The 17,737-nt window shown below is 74.3% G+C and carries 6 protein-coding genes; 2 read left to right on the top strand and 4 right to left on the bottom strand.

The window, feature by feature from the left end:
• Nucleotides 1–2: 2 nt before the first annotated feature.
• The gene (locus AB0A74_RS33220) at nucleotides 3–12,611 is read right to left on the bottom strand and encodes a type I polyketide synthase (RefSeq protein WP_358255763.1); all 12,609 of its coding nucleotides are present in this window, start codon (nucleotides 12,609–12,611) and stop codon (nucleotides 3–5) included.
• 181 nt (nucleotides 12,612–12,792) lie between these two features.
• Here AB0A74_RS33220 and AB0A74_RS33215 point away from each other — a divergent pair, with 181 nt between their 5' ends.
• A complete protein-coding gene (locus AB0A74_RS33215) occupies nucleotides 12,793–13,167 on the top strand; it encodes a nuclear transport factor 2 family protein (RefSeq protein WP_358255761.1) in 375 nt (124 codons plus the stop codon).
• Between the two features lies 1 nt (nucleotide 13,168).
• The gene (locus tag AB0A74_RS33210; RefSeq protein ID WP_358255759.1) at nucleotides 13,169–14,617 is read left to right on the top strand and encodes an aminotransferase class III-fold pyridoxal phosphate-dependent enzyme; all 1,449 of its coding nucleotides are present in this window, start codon (nucleotides 13,169–13,171) and stop codon (nucleotides 14,615–14,617) included.
• A gap of 162 nt (nucleotides 14,618–14,779) precedes the next feature.
• Here AB0A74_RS33210 and AB0A74_RS33205 read toward each other — a convergent pair whose 3' ends face one another.
• The 3 genes from AB0A74_RS33205 to AB0A74_RS33195 all read right to left on the bottom strand — a co-directional run bounded on the left by AB0A74_RS33205 (nucleotide 14,780) and on the right by AB0A74_RS33195 (nucleotide 17,353).
• Complete coding sequence (locus AB0A74_RS33205) at nucleotides 14,780–16,294, bottom strand: acyl-CoA carboxylase subunit beta (protein WP_358255771.1); 1,515 nt, start codon at nucleotides 16,292–16,294, stop codon at nucleotides 14,780–14,782.
• Between the two features lie 56 nt (nucleotides 16,295–16,350).
• Entirely contained in the window at nucleotides 16,351–16,875 is a 525-nt protein-coding gene (locus AB0A74_RS33200) for a flavin reductase family protein (protein ID WP_358255757.1), read from the bottom strand.
• A gap of 67 nt (nucleotides 16,876–16,942) precedes the next feature.
• Nucleotides 16,943–17,353, bottom strand: a complete 411-nt coding sequence (locus AB0A74_RS33195; RefSeq protein WP_358255755.1) for a nuclear transport factor 2 family protein — start codon at nucleotides 17,351–17,353, stop codon at nucleotides 16,943–16,945.
• Nucleotides 17,354–17,737: the final 384 nt, after the last annotated feature.

The following is a 17,737-nucleotide window of genomic DNA, read 5'->3' as shown; positions in this document are numbered from 1 at the left end:
TCCTAGTCCAGCTCGTCGACCAGCGCGAACAACGCCTCGTCGTCGGCTGCGTCCAGGTCGGTGTCCAGGGCGGGGCGGCCCAGCAGGGCGCGCAGGCGGTCCAGCGCGGCGTCGTCCAGCGCGCCGGCGCGGATCAGGGCTTCCAGGCGGTCCACCACCGGCTCGTCGGCGGGCGAGGCCAGCGACCGCAGGTGGTCGGCGAGCGCGTCCGGGCTCGGGTGGTCGAACACCACCGTCGTCGGCAGGTCCAGGCCGGTGGCCGCGCCGAGCTGGTTGCGCAGCTCGACCGCGGTCAGCGAGTCGAAGCCCAGCTCGGTGAACGCGCGGCGGGTGTCGATCGCGGCCGGGTCGTCGTGCCCGAGGACGGCGGCGACCTTGGCCCGCACGAGACCCGGCAGGTCCGTCGGCTCGGCGACGACCGGGGTCGCCGCCCGCCGCGGGCGGACCATGTCGCGCAGCACCGCGGGCAGGTCGTCCCGGCCGCGCAGTGCGGCCTGGTCGAACCGGGTCACCGCCAGCACGGGCGCGCCGTGCGCGAGGGCCGCGTCGAACAGGTCCATCGCCTCGTCGGCCGCGAGCGGCTCCAGGCCCGACCGGGCCAGCCGCCGCAGGTCCACTTCGGACAGTCCGCCGGACAGCTCGCTCTCGGTCTCCCACAGGCCCCACGCCAGCGAGACCGCGGGCAGGCCGGCGGCGTGCCGGTGCTCGGCGAGGGCGTCGAGGTAGGCGTTGCCCGCCGCGTAGTTGCCCTGGCCGGCGGTGCCCAGCAGGCCCGCGACCGACGAGTACAGCACGAACGCCGACACGTCCCCGGCCAGCTCGTGCAGGTTCCAGGCCGCGTCCACCTTGGGCCGCAGCACCCTGTCCACCTGCTCGGGCGTGAGCTTGGCCAGCACGCCGTCGTCCACGACACCGGCCGTGTGCACGACCGCCGTGGGCCGGTACCGCTCGATGACGGCGGCCAGCGCGTCCCGGTCGGCCGCGTCGCACGCCACCAGGTGCGCGGTCACGCCCAGCTCGGCGGTCAACTCCGCCGCGCCCGGAGCCGCACCACCGCGCCGGCTCAGCAGCACCAGTTCCCGCACGCCGTGGACGTGCACCAGGTGCCGGGCCAGCACCGCGCCCAACGCCCCGGTCGCGCCGGTGACCAGCACCGGACCGGTCCCCCAGTCGATCCCGCGCTCGGCGGACGGCGTCCGCGCCAGGCGCGGCACGAACACCTGGCCGCCGCGCACCGCCACCTCCGGCTCACCCAGCCGCGCGGCGGTGTCCACCGGCTCGCCATCGTCGGCCGTGACCAGGACGAACCGGCCCGGCTGCTCGGCCTGAGCGGTCCGCACCAGGCCGCGCACGGCCGCGTGCTCCAGCCCGTCGCGCACCACGACCGCCAACGGCCCGTCGGCCCCGCGCAGCACGTCCAGCGTGTGGTGCACGGCCTCCCGCGCCGGCAACGCCGGCACCCGGTGCACCGGCACCGACGGTCCCGGCTCGCCCGGCGCCACCGGCCGCCAGGTCAGGGCGTGCAGCCCGCGCACCGCCTTACCGCCCAACGGCCGCAACGCCAACTCGTCCACGGTCAGCACCGGCCGCCCGGCCGCGTCCACCACGACGATCGACACCGCCGACCCGCGCCGCGTCAACCGCGCCCGCGCCGCCGGCGCGCCCGAGTGCACGGTCACGCCGCTCCACGAGAACGGCAGCACCGCCGGGGCGTCGTCGTCCGCGACACCGGGCAGCAGCGAGTGCAGAGCCGCGTCCAGCACCGCCGGGTGCACCAGGAACCCCCGGTTCTCCACGGCCGCCAGCTCCACGAACAGCTCGTCGCCGACCCGCGACAGCCCCACGAGGTTCCGGAACGCCGGCCCGTAGTGGTAGCCGTGCTCCGCCAACCGGTCGTACACGCCGTCGAGGTCCACCGGCACGGCCTCGGCCGGCACCTCGAACCCGACCGGCTCCGAACCGGCGCCGCCCACCGCGCCGGACGCGTGCAGCTCCCACGGCGACTCGTCGTCCGGCCGGGCGTGCACGGTCACCGACCGCCGCCCGCCCTCCTCCGGACCGACCGTCACCTGCAGCCGCGCGACCCCCAGCACCAGCGGGGCGGACAGCGTCAGCTCCACCAGGTGCGGCAGGCCGACGTGCGCGCCGGCCGCCAGCGCCAGCTCGGCGAACGCCGTGCCCGGCACCAGGACGTCGTCGCGCACCCGGTGGTCGGCGAGCCACGCGTCGGTGCCCGCCGACACGCGCCCGGTCAGCACCACGGTGTCGCCGCCGGCCAGTTCGACCGCCGCGCCCAGCACCGGGTGGCGGGTGTCGGACAGGCCCAGCGCGCCCGCCGACCGGGCCGCGCGCGGCGCGTCCAGCCAGAACCGGCGGCCCTGGAACCGGTAGGTCGGCAGGGTGACCGGCCGGGCGTCGCCGAAGTCCCAGGTCACCGGCAGGCCGCGGGTGTGCAGGACGCCCAGCGCGGCCTGCGCGGTCGCCGCTTCCGGCCGGCCCGCCCGCAGCAGCGGCACGGCCGACCCCGGTTCACCGGTCAGGCACTGCCGGGTCAACGCGGTCAGCACGCCGTCCGGCCCCAGCTCCAGGAACTCGGTGACCCCGAGCGCCTCCAGCGTCCGGACGCCGTCCGCGAACCGCACGGCCTCGCGGATGTGCCGCACCCAGTACTCCGGCGAGCGCAACTGCCCGTCGGTGGCCAGGTCACCGGTCACGTCCGACACGACCGGGATCTCCGGCGCGCGGAACACCACCGCCTCCAGGTCCGCGCGGAACGCCGCCAGCACCCCGTCCATGTGCGGGGAGTGGAACGCGTGGCTCACCGGCAGCCGCCGCGTGCGGCGTCCCCTGCCCGACCACAGCTCGATCAGCCGGGCCACCGCGGACTCGTCGCCGGAGACGACCGTCGAGCGCGGCGCGTTGACGGCCGCGACCGCCACCACCCCGGCCAGCGTCTCCCGCACCTCCTCCTCGGTGGCCTCGATCGCCGCCATGGCCCCGTCCTCGCGCGCCGACTGCATGGCCCGGCCGCGCGCGGCGACCAGCGTGCACGCGTCGGCCAGGTCGAACACGCCCGCGACGTGCGCGGCGGCGGCCTCGCCCACGGAGTGGCCGAACACGAAGTCCGGGCGCACGCCGTGGTGCTCCACGTAGCGGTACAGCGCGACCTCGACGGCGAACAGCGCGGCCTGGGTGTAGGCGGTCTGGTCCAGCAGGGCGGAGTCCGCGCTGTCCGGCTCGGCGAACAGCACCGTCCGCAGTGGACGGTCCAGCACCGGGTCCAGCAACGCGCAGACCTCGTCCAGCGCCTTCCGGAACACCGGCTGGGAGTACAGCTCGCGGCCCATGCCGACGCGCTGGCTGCCCTGGCCGGTGAACAGGAACGCGGTCTTGCCGCGCCCGCCGCCGTCCCCGATGGCCAACTCGCCGAGCAGGGCGTCCGCGCCGAAGACCACCGTGCGGCGGTCCAGCAACGGCCGCCGGGCCAGCGTGAGCCCGACGTCGGCGGGGCGCAGGTCCGGGTGCGCGGCCAGGTGGGCATGCAGGGCTTCGGCCTGGGCCCGCAACGCGGTGTCGTCGTGCGCGGACAGCACCCACGGCACGTCCAGCGGCGTCACGCGGTCGGCCTCGACCCGCTCGGGCACCTCCTCCAGCACGACGTGCGCGTTGGTGCCGCTGATGCCGAACGACGACACCGCCGCCCGGCGCGGCCGGTCCGCGGTCCACTCCCGGGGCTCGGTCAGCAGTTCCACCGCGCCCGAGGTCCAGTCGACGTGCGGCGACGGGTCGTCGGCGTGCAGGGTGCGCGGCATGACGCCGTGCCGCATCGCCTGCACCACCTTGATGATCCCGCCGACACCGGCCGCCGCCTGCGCGTGCCCGATGTTGGACTTGAGCGAGCCCAGCCACAGCGGTTGCGTGCGGTCCTGGCCGTAGGTGGCCAGCAGCGCCTGGGCCTCGATCGGGTCGCCCAGCGTCGTGCCGGTGCCGTGCGCCTCGACCAGATCGACGTCCGAAGTGGACAGTCGGGCGGCGGACAGCGCGGCCCGGATCACCCGCTCCTGCGACGGGCCGTTGGGCGCGGTCAGGCCGTTGGACGCGCCGTCGGAGTTCACCGCGCTGCCCCGCACGACGGCCAGCACGCGGTGGCCGCGCTTGCGCGCCTCGGACAGCCGTTCGACCAGCAGCAGGCCGACGCCCTCGGACCACCCGGTGCCGTCGGCGGACGCGGAGAACGACTTGCACCGCCCGTCGGGCGAAAGCCCGCGCTGCCGCGAGAACTCCACGAACGTCGACGGCCCGGCCATCACCGTCACACCGCCCGCCAGCGCCAGGTCGCACTCGCCGGAGCGCAGCGCCTGCGCGGCCAGGTGCAGGGCGACCAGCGACGACGAGCACGCCGTGTCCACGGTGATCGCCGGCCCCTCCAGCCCGTAGGTGTAGGCCAGGCGGCCGGAGATCACGCTGGAGGTGTTGCCCGCCAACAGGAACCCCTCGACCTCCTCGGGCGTCTGGGGCAGGCGCGAGGCGTAGTCGTCGTACATCACGCCGGTGAACACGCCGGTCCGGCTGCCGCGCAGCGTCGCCGGGTCGATCCCCGCGTCCTCGAACGCCTCCCACGCCGTCTCCAGCAGCAGCCGTTGCTGCGGGTCGGTGGCCAGCGCCTCGCGCGGCGACATGCCGAAGAAGGCCGCGTCGAACAGGTCCGCGTCGTGCAGGAACCCGCCGTGCCGGGTGTAGCTGGTGCCCAGGCGTTCGGGATCGGGGTCGTAGAGCGCCTCGACGTCCCAGCCCCGGTTGGTGGGGAACCCCGAGATCGCGTCACGGCCCTCGGCGACCAGCCGCCACAGGTCCTCCGGCGACCGGACGCCGCCGGGGAACCGGCACGCCATGCCGACGATCGCGATCGGCTCGTCGGTGCGGGCGGCCGTGGTGGTCGCCTCCCTGCGGTTGCCCGCCACCAGGAACGCGGCGAGCGCGGCCGGCGTCGGGTGGTCGAACACCAGCGTGGTGGGCAGCTTGCGGCCGGTCGCGGCGATCAGCCGGTTGCGCAGGTCCACGCCCGCCAGCGAGTCGAAACCCTGCTCGCGGAACGCCTTCTCCGGGTCCACCGCCGCGGCGTCGGCGTGGCCCAGGGCCGCCGCCGCCAGCGACCGCACCAGGTCCACGGCCTGCGCCTCGGTGAGCGCGGACACGGCCTTGGTGGTCGTGCGGCGCTTCACCAGCCCGCGCAACGGACCGGGCACCGCACCGTCCACACGGGACGGTTCGAGCGCGGCCGGCGCCAACAGGCCCTGGTCGCCGGACAGCGCCCGGTCGAACAACGCCAAGCCCCGCTTCGGCTCCAGCGGCGCGACGCCCGACCGGGCCCAGCGGGCGAGGTCGGCGTCACCGAGGGTCTCGCCCATGCCCGCGTCCCACAGGCCCCACGCCAGCGACACCGCGCTCAGGCCCCGCGCGCGGCGGTGGGCGGCGAGGGCGTCCAGATAGGTGTTCGCGGCGGCGTAGTTGGCCTGGCCGGCCGTGCCCAGCACGCCCGAGATGGAGGAGAACAGCACGAACACCGGCACATCACCGGCCAGTTCGTGCAGGTGCCGCGCGGCCAGCGCCTTGGGGTCCAGGACGCGGTCCACCTGGGCGTCGGTCAACGCCGTGGTGGTGGCGTCGTCCAGGACGCCGGCGGCGTGGACGACCGCGCCGAGCCGTTCCCCGGCGAGCAGTTCCGCCAGCGCGTCCCGGTCGCCCACGTCCACCGCGGCGACCCGCGCGCCGAGTTCGTCGGCCAGCTCGCGGGCTCCCGGCGCGTCCAGGCCACGCCGGCTGACCAGCAGCAGGTCGCGGACGCCGTGGTGCTCGTGCAGGTGCCGGGCGACCAGCGCGCCCAGCCCGCCCGTGCCGCCGGTGACCAGGACCGTGCCCGCCAGCCGCACCGGCTCGCCCAGGTCGGTCCGGGCCAACCGGGGCACCAGGAACCGGCCCTCGCGCACCGCCACCTGCGGTTCCCCGGTCGCCACGGCCGCCGCCACGTCGTCGGCGTGGTCCGCGTCCACCACGACCACGCGGTCCGGATGCTCGGACTGCACCACCCGCACCAGGCCCCACACGGCGGCGTTGGCCAGGTCGTCCACGGGCTCGCCCGGGACGGCCGCGATCGAGCGGCGGGTGTGGAAGACCAGCCGGTCGGCCGGGTCGTGGTCCTCCTCCAGCCACTCCCGGACCAGGCGCAACGCGCGGCGCGTGGCCAGCCGCGGGTCGTCGGTCGTGGCGGGCGGGATGACCACCAGGTCACCGGCCTGCTCGCCGCGCGCCACCTCGGTCCACGTCACGGTGAAGGTCGAACCGCCCGCGAGACCGTCCCGGGCGACCGCGCGCAGCGTGATGCCGTCGATCCGCCCGATCGGGGTGCCCGCGCCGTCCGCGAGGTCGAGGGCGAAGGTGTCCGCGCCGCTCGGCGTGATGCGGACCCGCAGGGTGGACGCGCCGGCGGCCAACTCGACACCGCTCCACGCGAACGGCAGGCGGATCCGGCCCGGCCCGGCCGGTTCGAGGACCAGCGGGTGCAGGACGGCGTCCAGCAGGGCCGGGTGCACGACGAACCCGGTCACCGGGGTGGTGACGGCGACCTCGGCGTAGACGGTGTCGCCGTCCCGCCACAGGCCGCGCAGGCCGCGGAACGGCTCGCCGTAGTCGTAGCCCAGCGCGGACAGCCGGTCGTAGACGTCGTCCAGCGGCTCCTCGTCGGCCTCCGGCGGCCACGGGAACGAGTCAAGGGTGGCGCTTCCCGTCGTGAGGGTGCCGGAGGCGTGGCGCTGCCAGCCGTCCTGGCGCGAGTGCACGGTGAACCGGCCCTCGCGCACGGCCACCTGCACCTGCACCGCCCCGGTGGCCGGCACGACCAGCGGCGACTCCAGCGTCAGGTCGTCCACGCGCGGCAGCCCGACCCGGTCCCCCGCCGCCAGCGCGAGTTCCAGGAACGCCGTGCCCGGCACCAGGACCGCGCCGTTGACGACGTGCCCGGCCAGCCACGGCTGCGCCGCCAGGGACACCTCGCCGGACAGCACGACCTCGTCCCGTTCGGCCAACTCGACGGCCGTGGTCGCCAGGCCGGTCGCGCGGGGGCGGGAGGTGAGCCAGTAGTGGTCGCGCTTGAACGGGTAGGTCGGCAGTTCCGCGCGGTCCGCGCCCGGCACGAACGACACGACGTCCAGCGGCGCGCCGTGGGCGTGCGCGTGGGCCATGCCGCGCACGGCCGTCACCGCCTCGGGCCGGTCCTTGCGCCCCAACGCCACCGCCGTGACGCCGCACGCCTCGGCCAGCGGCGCGAGCACCGCGTCCGGGCCGATCTCCACGAACACCGCGGCGCCGCGCTCGGCGAGCGTCGCGACGGCGTCCGCGAACCGGACGGTGGCGCGGATCTGCCGCGTCCAGTGGTCGGCGTCGGCTTCCAGCAGGTCGCCGGTGACCGTGGAGACGACCGGGATCTCCGCCTCCCGGTGGGTGATCGTCCCGGCGACCGCGCGGAACTCGTCCAGCACGTCGTCCATGTGCGGCGAGTGGAACGCGTGGCTGACCTGGAGCCGGCGGGTCCGCTCGAACCGCGACGCCACCTCGGTCACCGCGTGGTCATCGCCGGCCAGCACCACGGAGTTCGGGCTGTTCACCGCCGCGACCGCGACGCCCTCGGGCAGCTCGCCCAGCTCGGCCTCGGTCGCCTGGACGGCGATCATCGCGCCGCCCCCGCGAGCCGACTGCATGAGCCGGCCGCGGGCGGCGACCAGCGTGGCCGCGTCCTCCAGCGTGAGCACGCCGGCGACGTGCGCCGCGACCAGTTCACCGATCGAGTGGCCGGCGAGCAGGTCGGGCTTGAGCCCGTGGTGCTCGGCGAGCCGGAACAGCGCGACCTCGAACGCGAACAGGGCGGGCTGGGTGTACCGGGTCTCGTGCAGCTCGGGCCGGTCCCCGAACATCAGGTCCCGCAAGGGGAGTTCCAGGTGCGGTTCGAACGCGGCCACCACCGCGTCCAGGCTGCGCGCGAACACCGGGTACGCGTCGTACAGCTCGCGGCCCATGCCGGCGCGCTGCGCGCCCTGCCCGGTGAACAGGAACGCCGTGCGCCCGGCGAGGGCACTGCCGGTCACCGGGACCGCTTGGGCCAGCTCGTCGGCGCCGGCCCCGACCAGCACCGCCCGGTGGTCGAACCGGGTGCGCTCGGCCAACGCCCGCGCCACCTCGGCCACGTCCCGCCGCCCGCGCACCCGCTCGACCTGGGCCAGCGCCGCCTCGACGTCACGCCCGCTGAACACCCACGGCACCGGCAGCGCGGTCGGCGTGACCGTCGTCGGCGCTTCTTCACCCTGCTCCAGGACCAGGTGGGCGTTGGTGCCGCTGATGCCGAACGACGAGACGGCGGCCCGGCGCGGCCGGTCGGCGGGCCAGTCGCGCCTGCTCGTCAACAGCTCCACGCGGCCGGCGGTCCAGTCCACCTTCGGCGTCGGCTCGGTGACGTGCAGGGTGCGCGGCATGACGCCGTGCCGCATCGCCTCCACGAGCTTGATGACCCCGCCGACGCCGGCCGCCGCCTGGGCGTGGCCGATGTTGGACTTCAGCGAGCCGAGCCACAGCGGGGTGTCGCGGTCCTGGCCGTAGGTGGCGAGGATCGCCTCCGCCTCGATCGGGTCGCCCAGCGACGTGCCGGTGCCGTGCGCCTCGACCACGTCGATGTCCGCAGTGGACAGACCGGCGTCGGCCAGCGCCTGCCGGATGACCCGTTGCTGGGAGCCGCCGTTGGGCGCGGTGAGGCCGTTGGACGCGCCGTCGGAGTTGATGGCGCTGCCGCGGATGACGGCGAGCACGTGGTGACCGCGTTCGCGGGCGTCGGAGAGCCGTTCGAGCACCAGGAGCCCGACGCCCTCGGCCCACGCCGTGCCGTCCGCGTCGGCGGCGAAGGACTTGCAGCGGGCGTCGCCGGCGAGGCCGTGCTGGCGGGAGAACTCCAGGAACATGCCGGGCGTGGCCATCACCGTGACGCCGCCCGCGATGGCCGTGGCCGACTCGCCGCTGCGCAGCGACCGGACCGCGAGGTGCAGGGCGACCAGGGAGGAGGAGCAGGCCGTGTCCACGGTCAGCGCCGGGCCGACCAGCCCGAGCTGGTAGGCGATGCGGCCGGACATGACGCTGGGTGTCGCGCCGGTGAGCACGTGCCCTTCGGCCTGGTCGGACGCTTCGTGCATGCGCGGCCCGTAGTCGCCGGCCGTGCCGCCGACGAACACGCCGGTCCGACTGCCGCGCAGCGCCTCGGGGTCGATGCCCGCCCGTTCGACGGCTTCCCAGGCGGTCTGGAGCAGCAGGCGTTGCTGGGGGTCCATCACGAGGGCTTCACGCGGGGAGATGCCGAAGAAGGAGGCGTCGAACTCGCCGGCGCCGACCAGGAACCCGCCTTCGCGCACGTAGGTCGTGCCGGACCGGTCGGGGTCGGGGTCGTAGAGGTCGGCGGGCCAGCCCCGGTCGGCGGGGAACGGCCCGATCGCGTCGACTTCGTCGTCGACCAGCCGCCACAGGTCCTCGGGGGAGGTCACGTCACCGGGGAAGCGGCACGCCATGCCGACGATCGCGATGGGCTCGGCGGGGTCGGCCGCGGTGTGTCCACCGGCCGGCGAGTGCTCCTCGGCCGCGCCTTCGAGGAACGCGATGACCGCCCGCGGGGTGGGGTGCTCGAACAGCAACCCGGTGGGCAGGGGGCGACCGATCGCGCCGGCCAGGTTCTCGCGCAGTTCGACGCCCATGAGCGAGTCGAACCCGAGATCGCGGAAGGGCCGCCGCACATCGACCTTGGCGGGATCGGCCCCGAGCACGGCCGCGACGTGCCGGACGACGAGCTGCGCCACCTCGGCTCGCGCGCCGGCGGAAGCGGACGCGGCGGACGCATCGGCGGCAGACCCGGCGCTCACAAACCCGGCGCTCGCAGGCCCGGCGGGCACGGCGGCCGGCCCGGCAGCGGTCGGCCCGCCAGCGGTCGGCCCGGCAGCGGCCGGCCCGGCGGCGGTCGGCCCGGTGGCGGGTGCGGTTCGTGGTTCGGTCAGCCAGTGGTGCTCGCGTTGGAACGGGTAGGTCGGCAGCTTCACCCGCCGCCCCGCCGGCCACTCCACCTCCACGCCCCGCGTGTGCAGCCCGGCGAACGCGGTCAGCGCGGTCACCTGCTCGTCGTGGCCCCGGCGCATCAGCGGGAAGGACCGGATGCCCACCTCGCCGGCCAGCGCCGACAGCACCGCGTCCGGCCCGGCCTCCACCAGCGTCGGGACCTCCAGCGCCCGCAACGCCCGCAAGAACCGCACCGGCTCCCGCACCTGCCGCACCCAGTACTCCGGGTCGGCGAGGTCCGCGTCCGCGCTCACCGTCGAGACGATGGGGATCGTGGGATTGTTGAACGTCAGACCCGCCACCACCGCTCGGAAGTCGTCGAGCATCGGGTCCATCAGCGGCGAGTGGAAGGCGTGGCTCACCGGGAGCCGTTTCGTCCTCTTGTTCAACGATCCGACGAAGGACAACACCGCGTCCTCCGCACCCGACAGCACCACCGCCCGCGGCCCGTTCACCGCCGCCAGCGCGACACCGTCGGGCAGGTCCAACTCGTCCTCGGCCGCCTCGACCGCGACCATCGCCCCACCGGCCGGCAACGCCCGCATCAACCGACCGCGCGCGGTGACCAGGGCACACGCGTCGGCCAACGACAACACCCCCGCGACGTGCGCGGCGGCCACCTCGCCGATCGAGTGCCCCACCAGCACGTCCGGCCGCACACCCCACGACTCCAGCAACCGGAACGACGCCACCTCGACCGCGAACAACGCCGGCTGCGTCCACCCGGTGTCGTCCAACCCCGCACCGGACGCGATCACGTCCCGCAACCCGGGGTCCAGGTGCGCGCACACCTCGTCGAAAGCCGCCGCGAACGCCGGGAACGCGTCGGACAACCGCGCCCCCATCCCCACCCGCTGCGCCCCCTGACCGGTGAACGCCACCCCGACCCGGCCGTCACCGACCACCCCGGTCACGACGTTCGGCATCGGGATGCCCGCCGCGAGAGCGTCCAGCCCCGCGTCCAGACCCGCCCGGTCCTCCGCCACCACGGCGGCCCGGTGCTCGAACGCGGTACGGGTGGTCGCGAGGGACCACCCCAGGTCACGCGGCGACCCCTCGGTCACCCGCAACAACGCCGCGTGCGCCCGCAGAGCCCCGGCACCACGGCCCGAGACCGGCACCACCGCGAACCCCGAACCACCGAACCCCGGACCCCCGAACACCGGACCACCGAACACCGGACCCCCGAACACCGAAGGCGCCCGCGCCGGCGGCTCGGCGACCACCACGTGGCAGTTCGTGCCACCCATGCCGAACGAACTCACCCCGGCCACCAACGGCCGCTCCGGCTCCGGCCACGCCGACAGTCCCGTGTGGACGGTCAGGTTGTGCTCGCCCAACCGCACCGCCGGGTTCGGCGTCACGAAGTTCAGGCTCGCCGGCAGCTCCCGGTGCCGGATCGCCAGCACCGCCTTGAGCAGCCCCACGATCCCGGCCGCGCCCTCCAGGTGCCCGATGTTGGTCTTGACCGACCCCACGGCCAGCGGCGACGGCCGCGACCCGAACACCGCGCCCAGCCCGGCCGCCTCGACCGGGTCGCCGACCGGCGTGCCCGTGCCGTGCAGCTCCACGTACTGCACACCCTCCGGGCCCACCCCGGCCCGTCGCTGCGCCGCCCGCACGACCGCCGCCTGCGCCGACGCGTCCGGCACGGTCAGGCCGGGGGTCGCGCCGTCGTTGTTGACCGCGCTGCCGCGCAGCACGGCGTACACGTCGTCACCGTCGTCCAACGCGGCCCGCAACGGCTTGAGCACCAGCACCGCCGCGCCCTCGCCGCGCACGTACCCGTTGGCCCGCGCGTCGAACGTGAAGCACCGCCCGTCCGGCGACAGGCCGCCGAACTTCTCCGCGCCCAGCGCGCCCTCGCCCAGGACGTTCAGGTTCACGCCCGCCGCCAGCGCCACCGGCGACTCGCCCGACCGCACGCTCTCCGCCGCCAGGTGCACGGCGACCAGCGACGACGACTGGGCGGTGTCCACCACGACGCTCGGCCCGCGCAGGTCCAGCGCGTAGGACACCCGGTTGGCGATGATGCCGCGGTGCGTGCCGGTGTTGGTGTGCTGGGTGATCGCGCCGCGCCCGAGCGCCAGCCCGGCGTAGTCGTCGCGCAGCGAGCCGACGAACACCGACGCGCCCGTGCCCGCCAGCGCCGCCGGCACGATCCCCGCGTCCTCCAACGCCTCCCACGCCAGCTCCAGCACCAGCCGTTGCTGCGGGTCCATCGCGGCGGCCTCGCGCGGCGAGATGCCGAAGAACCCGGCGTCGAAGTCGCCGACGCCGTCCAGGAACGCGCCGAACCGCGCGCCGCGCACCGCCTTCGTCCCGGGTGCCAGCGCCTCCCACCGGTCGGCGGGCACCTCGGTCACCACGTCCCGGCCGGCGCGCAACAGCCGCCAGAACGCCGCCGGGTCCGCCGCGCCGGGCAACCGGCACGAGACGCCGACCACCGCGACCGAGTCGTCCAGGTTCGTCATCGACAACGCCTTCCGCGAGCTGGGTCCTTCCGCACCGACCGTTCTATCCGGCGGGAGTTCTCCCCCAGTCACGAAACGGTCGTCGGGCGTTCTCGCGGCGACCGGATTACCGGGGCGTGACCGACCCCTGGTTTCGTCGGTCCCGTCGAATCCCGATCCCGCAGAAAAGGACTGGTCCGCCATGACCACGAACTTCGCGCTGCCCGAGGACGCCACCCAGATGACCGCGCTGTACGTCCGCGCGATGAACTCGGGCGACGTGGCCACCGTGCTGTCCCTCTACACCGAGGACGCGGTGTCCATCTGGGACCCGGAGAAGCCGATCAGCGGCGCCGAGCACGAGGCCGCGGTGGAGGAGTTCATGGCCAAGAAGCCCGTGATGCGGGCCGAGGTCAAGGAGTCCTACGTGACCGGCGACACCGCGCTGCTGGTCGTGGACTGGACCTTCGACATCGAGGGCGAGGGCTCGCTGTCCGGCACCGGCCTGGACGTGCTGCGCAAGGGCTCGGACGGCAAGTGGCGCTACGCCATCGACAACCCGTTCGGCGACAACTGACATGGCGCTCGAACTGGCCGAGGCGCACCTGCGCGGGCTGCTCGCCCAGCTCGGCCTGGACGCGGAGTACGTGCGCGGCGAGGGCGACACCCTGTGGTGGCGCAAGGCCTCCGGCGAGGAGGTCCCGGTGGTCGACTTCGTCGGCGGCTACGGCTCGCTGGTGCTGGGCCACAACCACCCGGAGATCGTGGCGCACGCCCGGGAACTGCTCGCCGGCGGCGTCCCGGTGCACGCCCAGTTCTCCTACCACCCGTACGCCAACGACCTCGCCGCCGCGCTGAACCGCGTGCTGTGGCGGGAGTTCGGGACGTTCGAGCCGTACTCGGCGGTGTTCGCCAACACCGGCGCGGAGGCCGTGGAGGTCGCGCTCAAGCACGCCGAGATGGCCCGCGGCGCACGGGTCGCCGCGCTGCGCGCGGAGATCGAGGAGCACCTGGCGGACGCGCCCGCCGACCTCGCCGCGCGGGTGCGGGAGCACAACGAGAGCCGGTACGACACGCCACCGGTGTTCCTGACGCTGGAAGGCTCGTTCCACGGCAAGCTCGCCGGCAGCGTGCAGTTGACGCACAACCCCGGTTACCGCGTGCCGTTCCGGGCCTTGGCCGTGCCGGCGCGGTTCGTGTCCGGCGGCGAGGTCGCGAAGGCGGTCGAGGAGAGCCGGGTGACCGTGCTGGACGTCCACGACGGCCAGGTGGTCGAGCGGGACCTGCCGGTGGTCGCGGCGTTCTTCGTCGAGCCGATCCAGGGCGAGGGCGGCATCCACGTGCTCGACCCGGTCGTCGCGGCGGACATCCGCGCGGTGGCCGACGCGCACGGGTTCCCGGTCGTGGTGGACGAGATCCAGACCGGCGTGGGCCGCACCGGCAAGTTCTACGCGGCCTCGCACGTCGGCCTGCTCGGCGACTACATCGTGCTGGCCAAGGCGCTGGGCGGCGGCATCGCGAAGACGTCGGTGCTGCTGGTGCGGCAGTCGGCGTACGTGCCGGAGTTCGAACTGCTGCACAGCTCCACGTTCGCCAAGGACGCGTTCTCCTGCCACATCGGGTCGCGCGTGGTGGACTTCCTGGAGAGCTCCGACGCCTACGAGCGGGCGGCGGCCCGCGGCACCGCGCTCAAGCAGGCGTTGCGGTCGGTGGCGGCGGAGTTCCCGACCGTCGTGGCCGACGTCCGCGGGCGCGGCCTGATGCTGGGCCTGGAGTTCCACGACCAGACCGGCGCGCCGGACCCGCTGGGCGAGCTGGCCCGGACCGGCCTGGCGGGCTACGTGGTGGCGGGCTTCCTGCTCAACCACCACCGGGTGCGGGTCTTCCCGACCGCCAGCGCCGGCCACACGCTCCGGTTCGAACCGTCCATCGGCATCACGGATGCCCAGATCGACCAGCTGGTGATCGGCCTGCGCGCGGTGTGCACGGCGCTGCGCGACAACCCGCTCACCCTGCTACCGGGCTGAACCCCCACCCCCCAGAGGGGCTCAGCCCACCCACGGCGGCCCACCGACCAGCCCCCCGGTCGGTGGGCCGCTTCACGCTTTCCTCCGTTGACCGGCACACGCGGAAACACCGCGCCGTCCACAATGGACTGGCGCGGTGCTCGACCTCCCCAGTAGATGCGCTTACAGCGGAACGTTGCCGTGCTTGCGCGCCGGTGCGCGGCGGCGCTTGTCGCGCAGCATCGCCAGCCCGCGCAGCACGGCGGCCCGGGTCTCGGCCGGGTCGATCACGTCGTCCACCAGGCCGCGTTCGGCCGCGTAGTACGGGTGGACCAGCTCTTCGGCGTACTCGACCACCAGCGCGGCCCGCAACTCGGCCGGGTCGGCCGCGGCGGCGAGTTCCTTGCGGTGGATGACGTTCACCGCCGCCTCCGCCCCCATCACCGCGATCTCGTTGGTGGGCCAGGCCAGCGACAGGTCGCAGCCGATCGACCGCGAGTCCATCACGATGTACGCGCCGCCGTAGGCCTTGCGGAGGATGACCTGCACGCGCGGCACGGACGCCTCGCAGTACGCGTACAACAGCTTCGCGCCGTGCCGGATGGCCCCGCCGTACTCCTGGTCGGTGCCCGGCAGGAACCCCGGCACGTCCACCAGCGTCACCAGCGGGATGTTGAACGCGTCGCAGAACCGCACGAACCGGGCGGCCTTCTGCGACGCCGCGGTGTCCAGGACGCCGGCCAGGATCAACGGCTGGTTGCCGACGATGCCCACCACCTGGCCGCCCATGCGGGCGAACGCGCACACCACGTTGGCCGCCCAACCCTCGTGGACCTCCAGGAAGTCCTCGTCGTCCACCAGTTCCGCGATCACCGCGCGGATGTCGTAGGGCCGGTTGGGCTCCACGGGGACCAAGTCGGCCAACGCGGGCCGCAGGTGGTCACCGGCGGTCCACTCGTAGCTCGGCGCGGGTTCGAGGTTGTTGGCGGGCAACAGGGACAGCAGGTGGCGGACGTCGGCGAAGCAGCTCTCCTCGTCGTCGTGCACGAACGTGGCCACGCCGGACATCCCGCCGTGCACGTCCGCGCCGCCGAGCTGGTCGTGCGTGACCCGCTCGCCGCTCACGGCGGCCACGACGTCCGGACCCGTCAGGTACATCTGCGCGGTCTCGCGCACCATGAACGTGAAGTCCGCCAACGCCGGCGAGTACGCCGCACCGCCCGCGCACGGCCCGAGGACCACGGAGATCTGCGGGACGATCCCGGACGCCTCGACCTGCCGGCGGAAGATCCCGCCGTACCCGTTGAGCGCCATCACCCCCTCCTGGATCCGCGCGCCGCCGCTGTCGTTGAGCGCGACGATCGGCGACCCGGTCGCGACGGCGAGGTCCATCACCTTCTGGATCTTCTCGGCGTGCGCCGCGCCCAGCGACCCACCCGAGATGGTGAAGTCCTGCGCGTAGACGAACACCCGCCGCCCCTCGACCGTGCCGGACCCCGCCACCACGCCGTCGGTGTGCGCGCCCGTGGTCCCCCGCCGGAACATCTCGACCTCGACGAACGACCCCTCGTCGAGCAGCAGCTCCAGCCGCTCCCGGGCCGTCCGCTTGCCCAGCCCGTGCTGGCGCGCCACGGCCTTCTGGTTGCCCAGCGCGACCCGGCTGGTCAGCTCGTCGCGCCGGTCCCGCAGCGACCTCATCGTGCGCGGCGGCGGGGTCGGCCGCGTGGCGGGCCGGACCTCCATCTCGGAAATGCTCATCGTGGCCCTTCGGTAGTCCCGACCTGCCCGTAGGCACCGTTGAAGAACAACAGCCCCGCCTGCCCCGCCCCCTTGCCGGTGGCCAGCACCCGGCCGATGAACACCGAGTGGTCACCGGCTTCGTGGACGTCGGTCAACTCGCACTCCAGCCACGCCAGCGCGTCGGCCAGCACCGGCGCCCCGGTGTGCGGGCCGGGCACCCAGTCGACGGCGTCGAACTGCGCCCGCCCGGCGGGCCGGGTGCGGTCGGCGAAGTGCCGGGCGCTCCCCTCCTGGTCCGCGTGCAGCACGGAGGTCGCGAAGTGCCCGGAGGCCGTGATGGCGCGGTGCATGGTGGCGGTGCGGGCGATGCAGCAGAGCACGAGCGGGGGGTCGAGGGAGACGGAGCTGAACGCGTTGGCGGTCATCCCGTGGATGTGCTCACCACCGACGCTGAGCACCACCACACCGGTGGCGAACCGGCCCAGCGTGGAACGCATCTCGGCCGGCGTCACGGCCGAGAGTTCGGGAGCCAGGTCCATCGCACGTCCTTTCCCTTCGGGGAGCGTGGGCCGGGCGCACCGCTCGCGCACGGCCCACGCCCGGGGTTCAGAGGTCGTGGACCTCGTCGGCGACCGGCCGGTCGACGGCCATGACCCACTTGCCGTCCTCGCCGCGCACGAGGACGTCGGTGCACTTGCCGAGGATGCGCTGCTTGCGCCCGTCCTCCAGCGTGATGACCAGGTCGTAGTCGACGATGATCAGCGAGGTGTCACCGGTGGAGTAGTAGGACTTGACCTTCGACTTCAGCTCGGGCTTCGTGGCGAGCAGCTTGGTGATCGCCTCGGTGCGCGCGGCCCCGGTGAGCGGCCCACCGGAGAGGTTGGAGATCGAGTCGTCCCGGTAGAGGCTGTCGAAGATGGCCCCCTGCCCGGAGTTGAAGGCGACCAGGAACACGTCGTTCTGCGTCTCCGGGTCGTCGGTGAGATCCAGGTTCGCCAGGTCGATCTGGGCGGTCATGAGCGGGTCCTCGCTTTCGAAGCGGATTGGGCAGTGCCCTTGTCCGACGCTATCGACCACGCTTCGCGGGGCTCTCATCGTGGAATAATCGGACGTTCATCGCGGGACGACCGAGGCCGGCACGCCGAAGTCCAACCAATGACCACCCACTGCGACAACCCCCAACAGCCGATGCCGCACGCCGACGCTTCCGCCGCGCAGCGGCGTGCTTTTGGTTCGGGCTACCAGCCACAAGGGGCCTTCGTGTTCCCCACCGTATGACCTGCCCGAAGGGCTACCACAGATTGCCGGGGTCGGGCCAAAAAGTTTTGCGAGGAACGAGCAAAAGTTTTTCGACCGACCCCGGCAATCTGTGGTTGGCTCCGCCAGGTCATGCGGTGGGGA

The organism is Saccharothrix sp. NPDC042600 (genome assembly GCF_040647305.1).
GTDB classification, from domain to species: domain Bacteria; phylum Actinomycetota; class Actinomycetes; order Mycobacteriales; family Pseudonocardiaceae; genus Actinosynnema; species Actinosynnema mutabilis.
The sequence above is the reverse complement of the archived record's forward strand: the minus strand, read 5'-3'. Positions and strand labels throughout refer to the sequence as shown.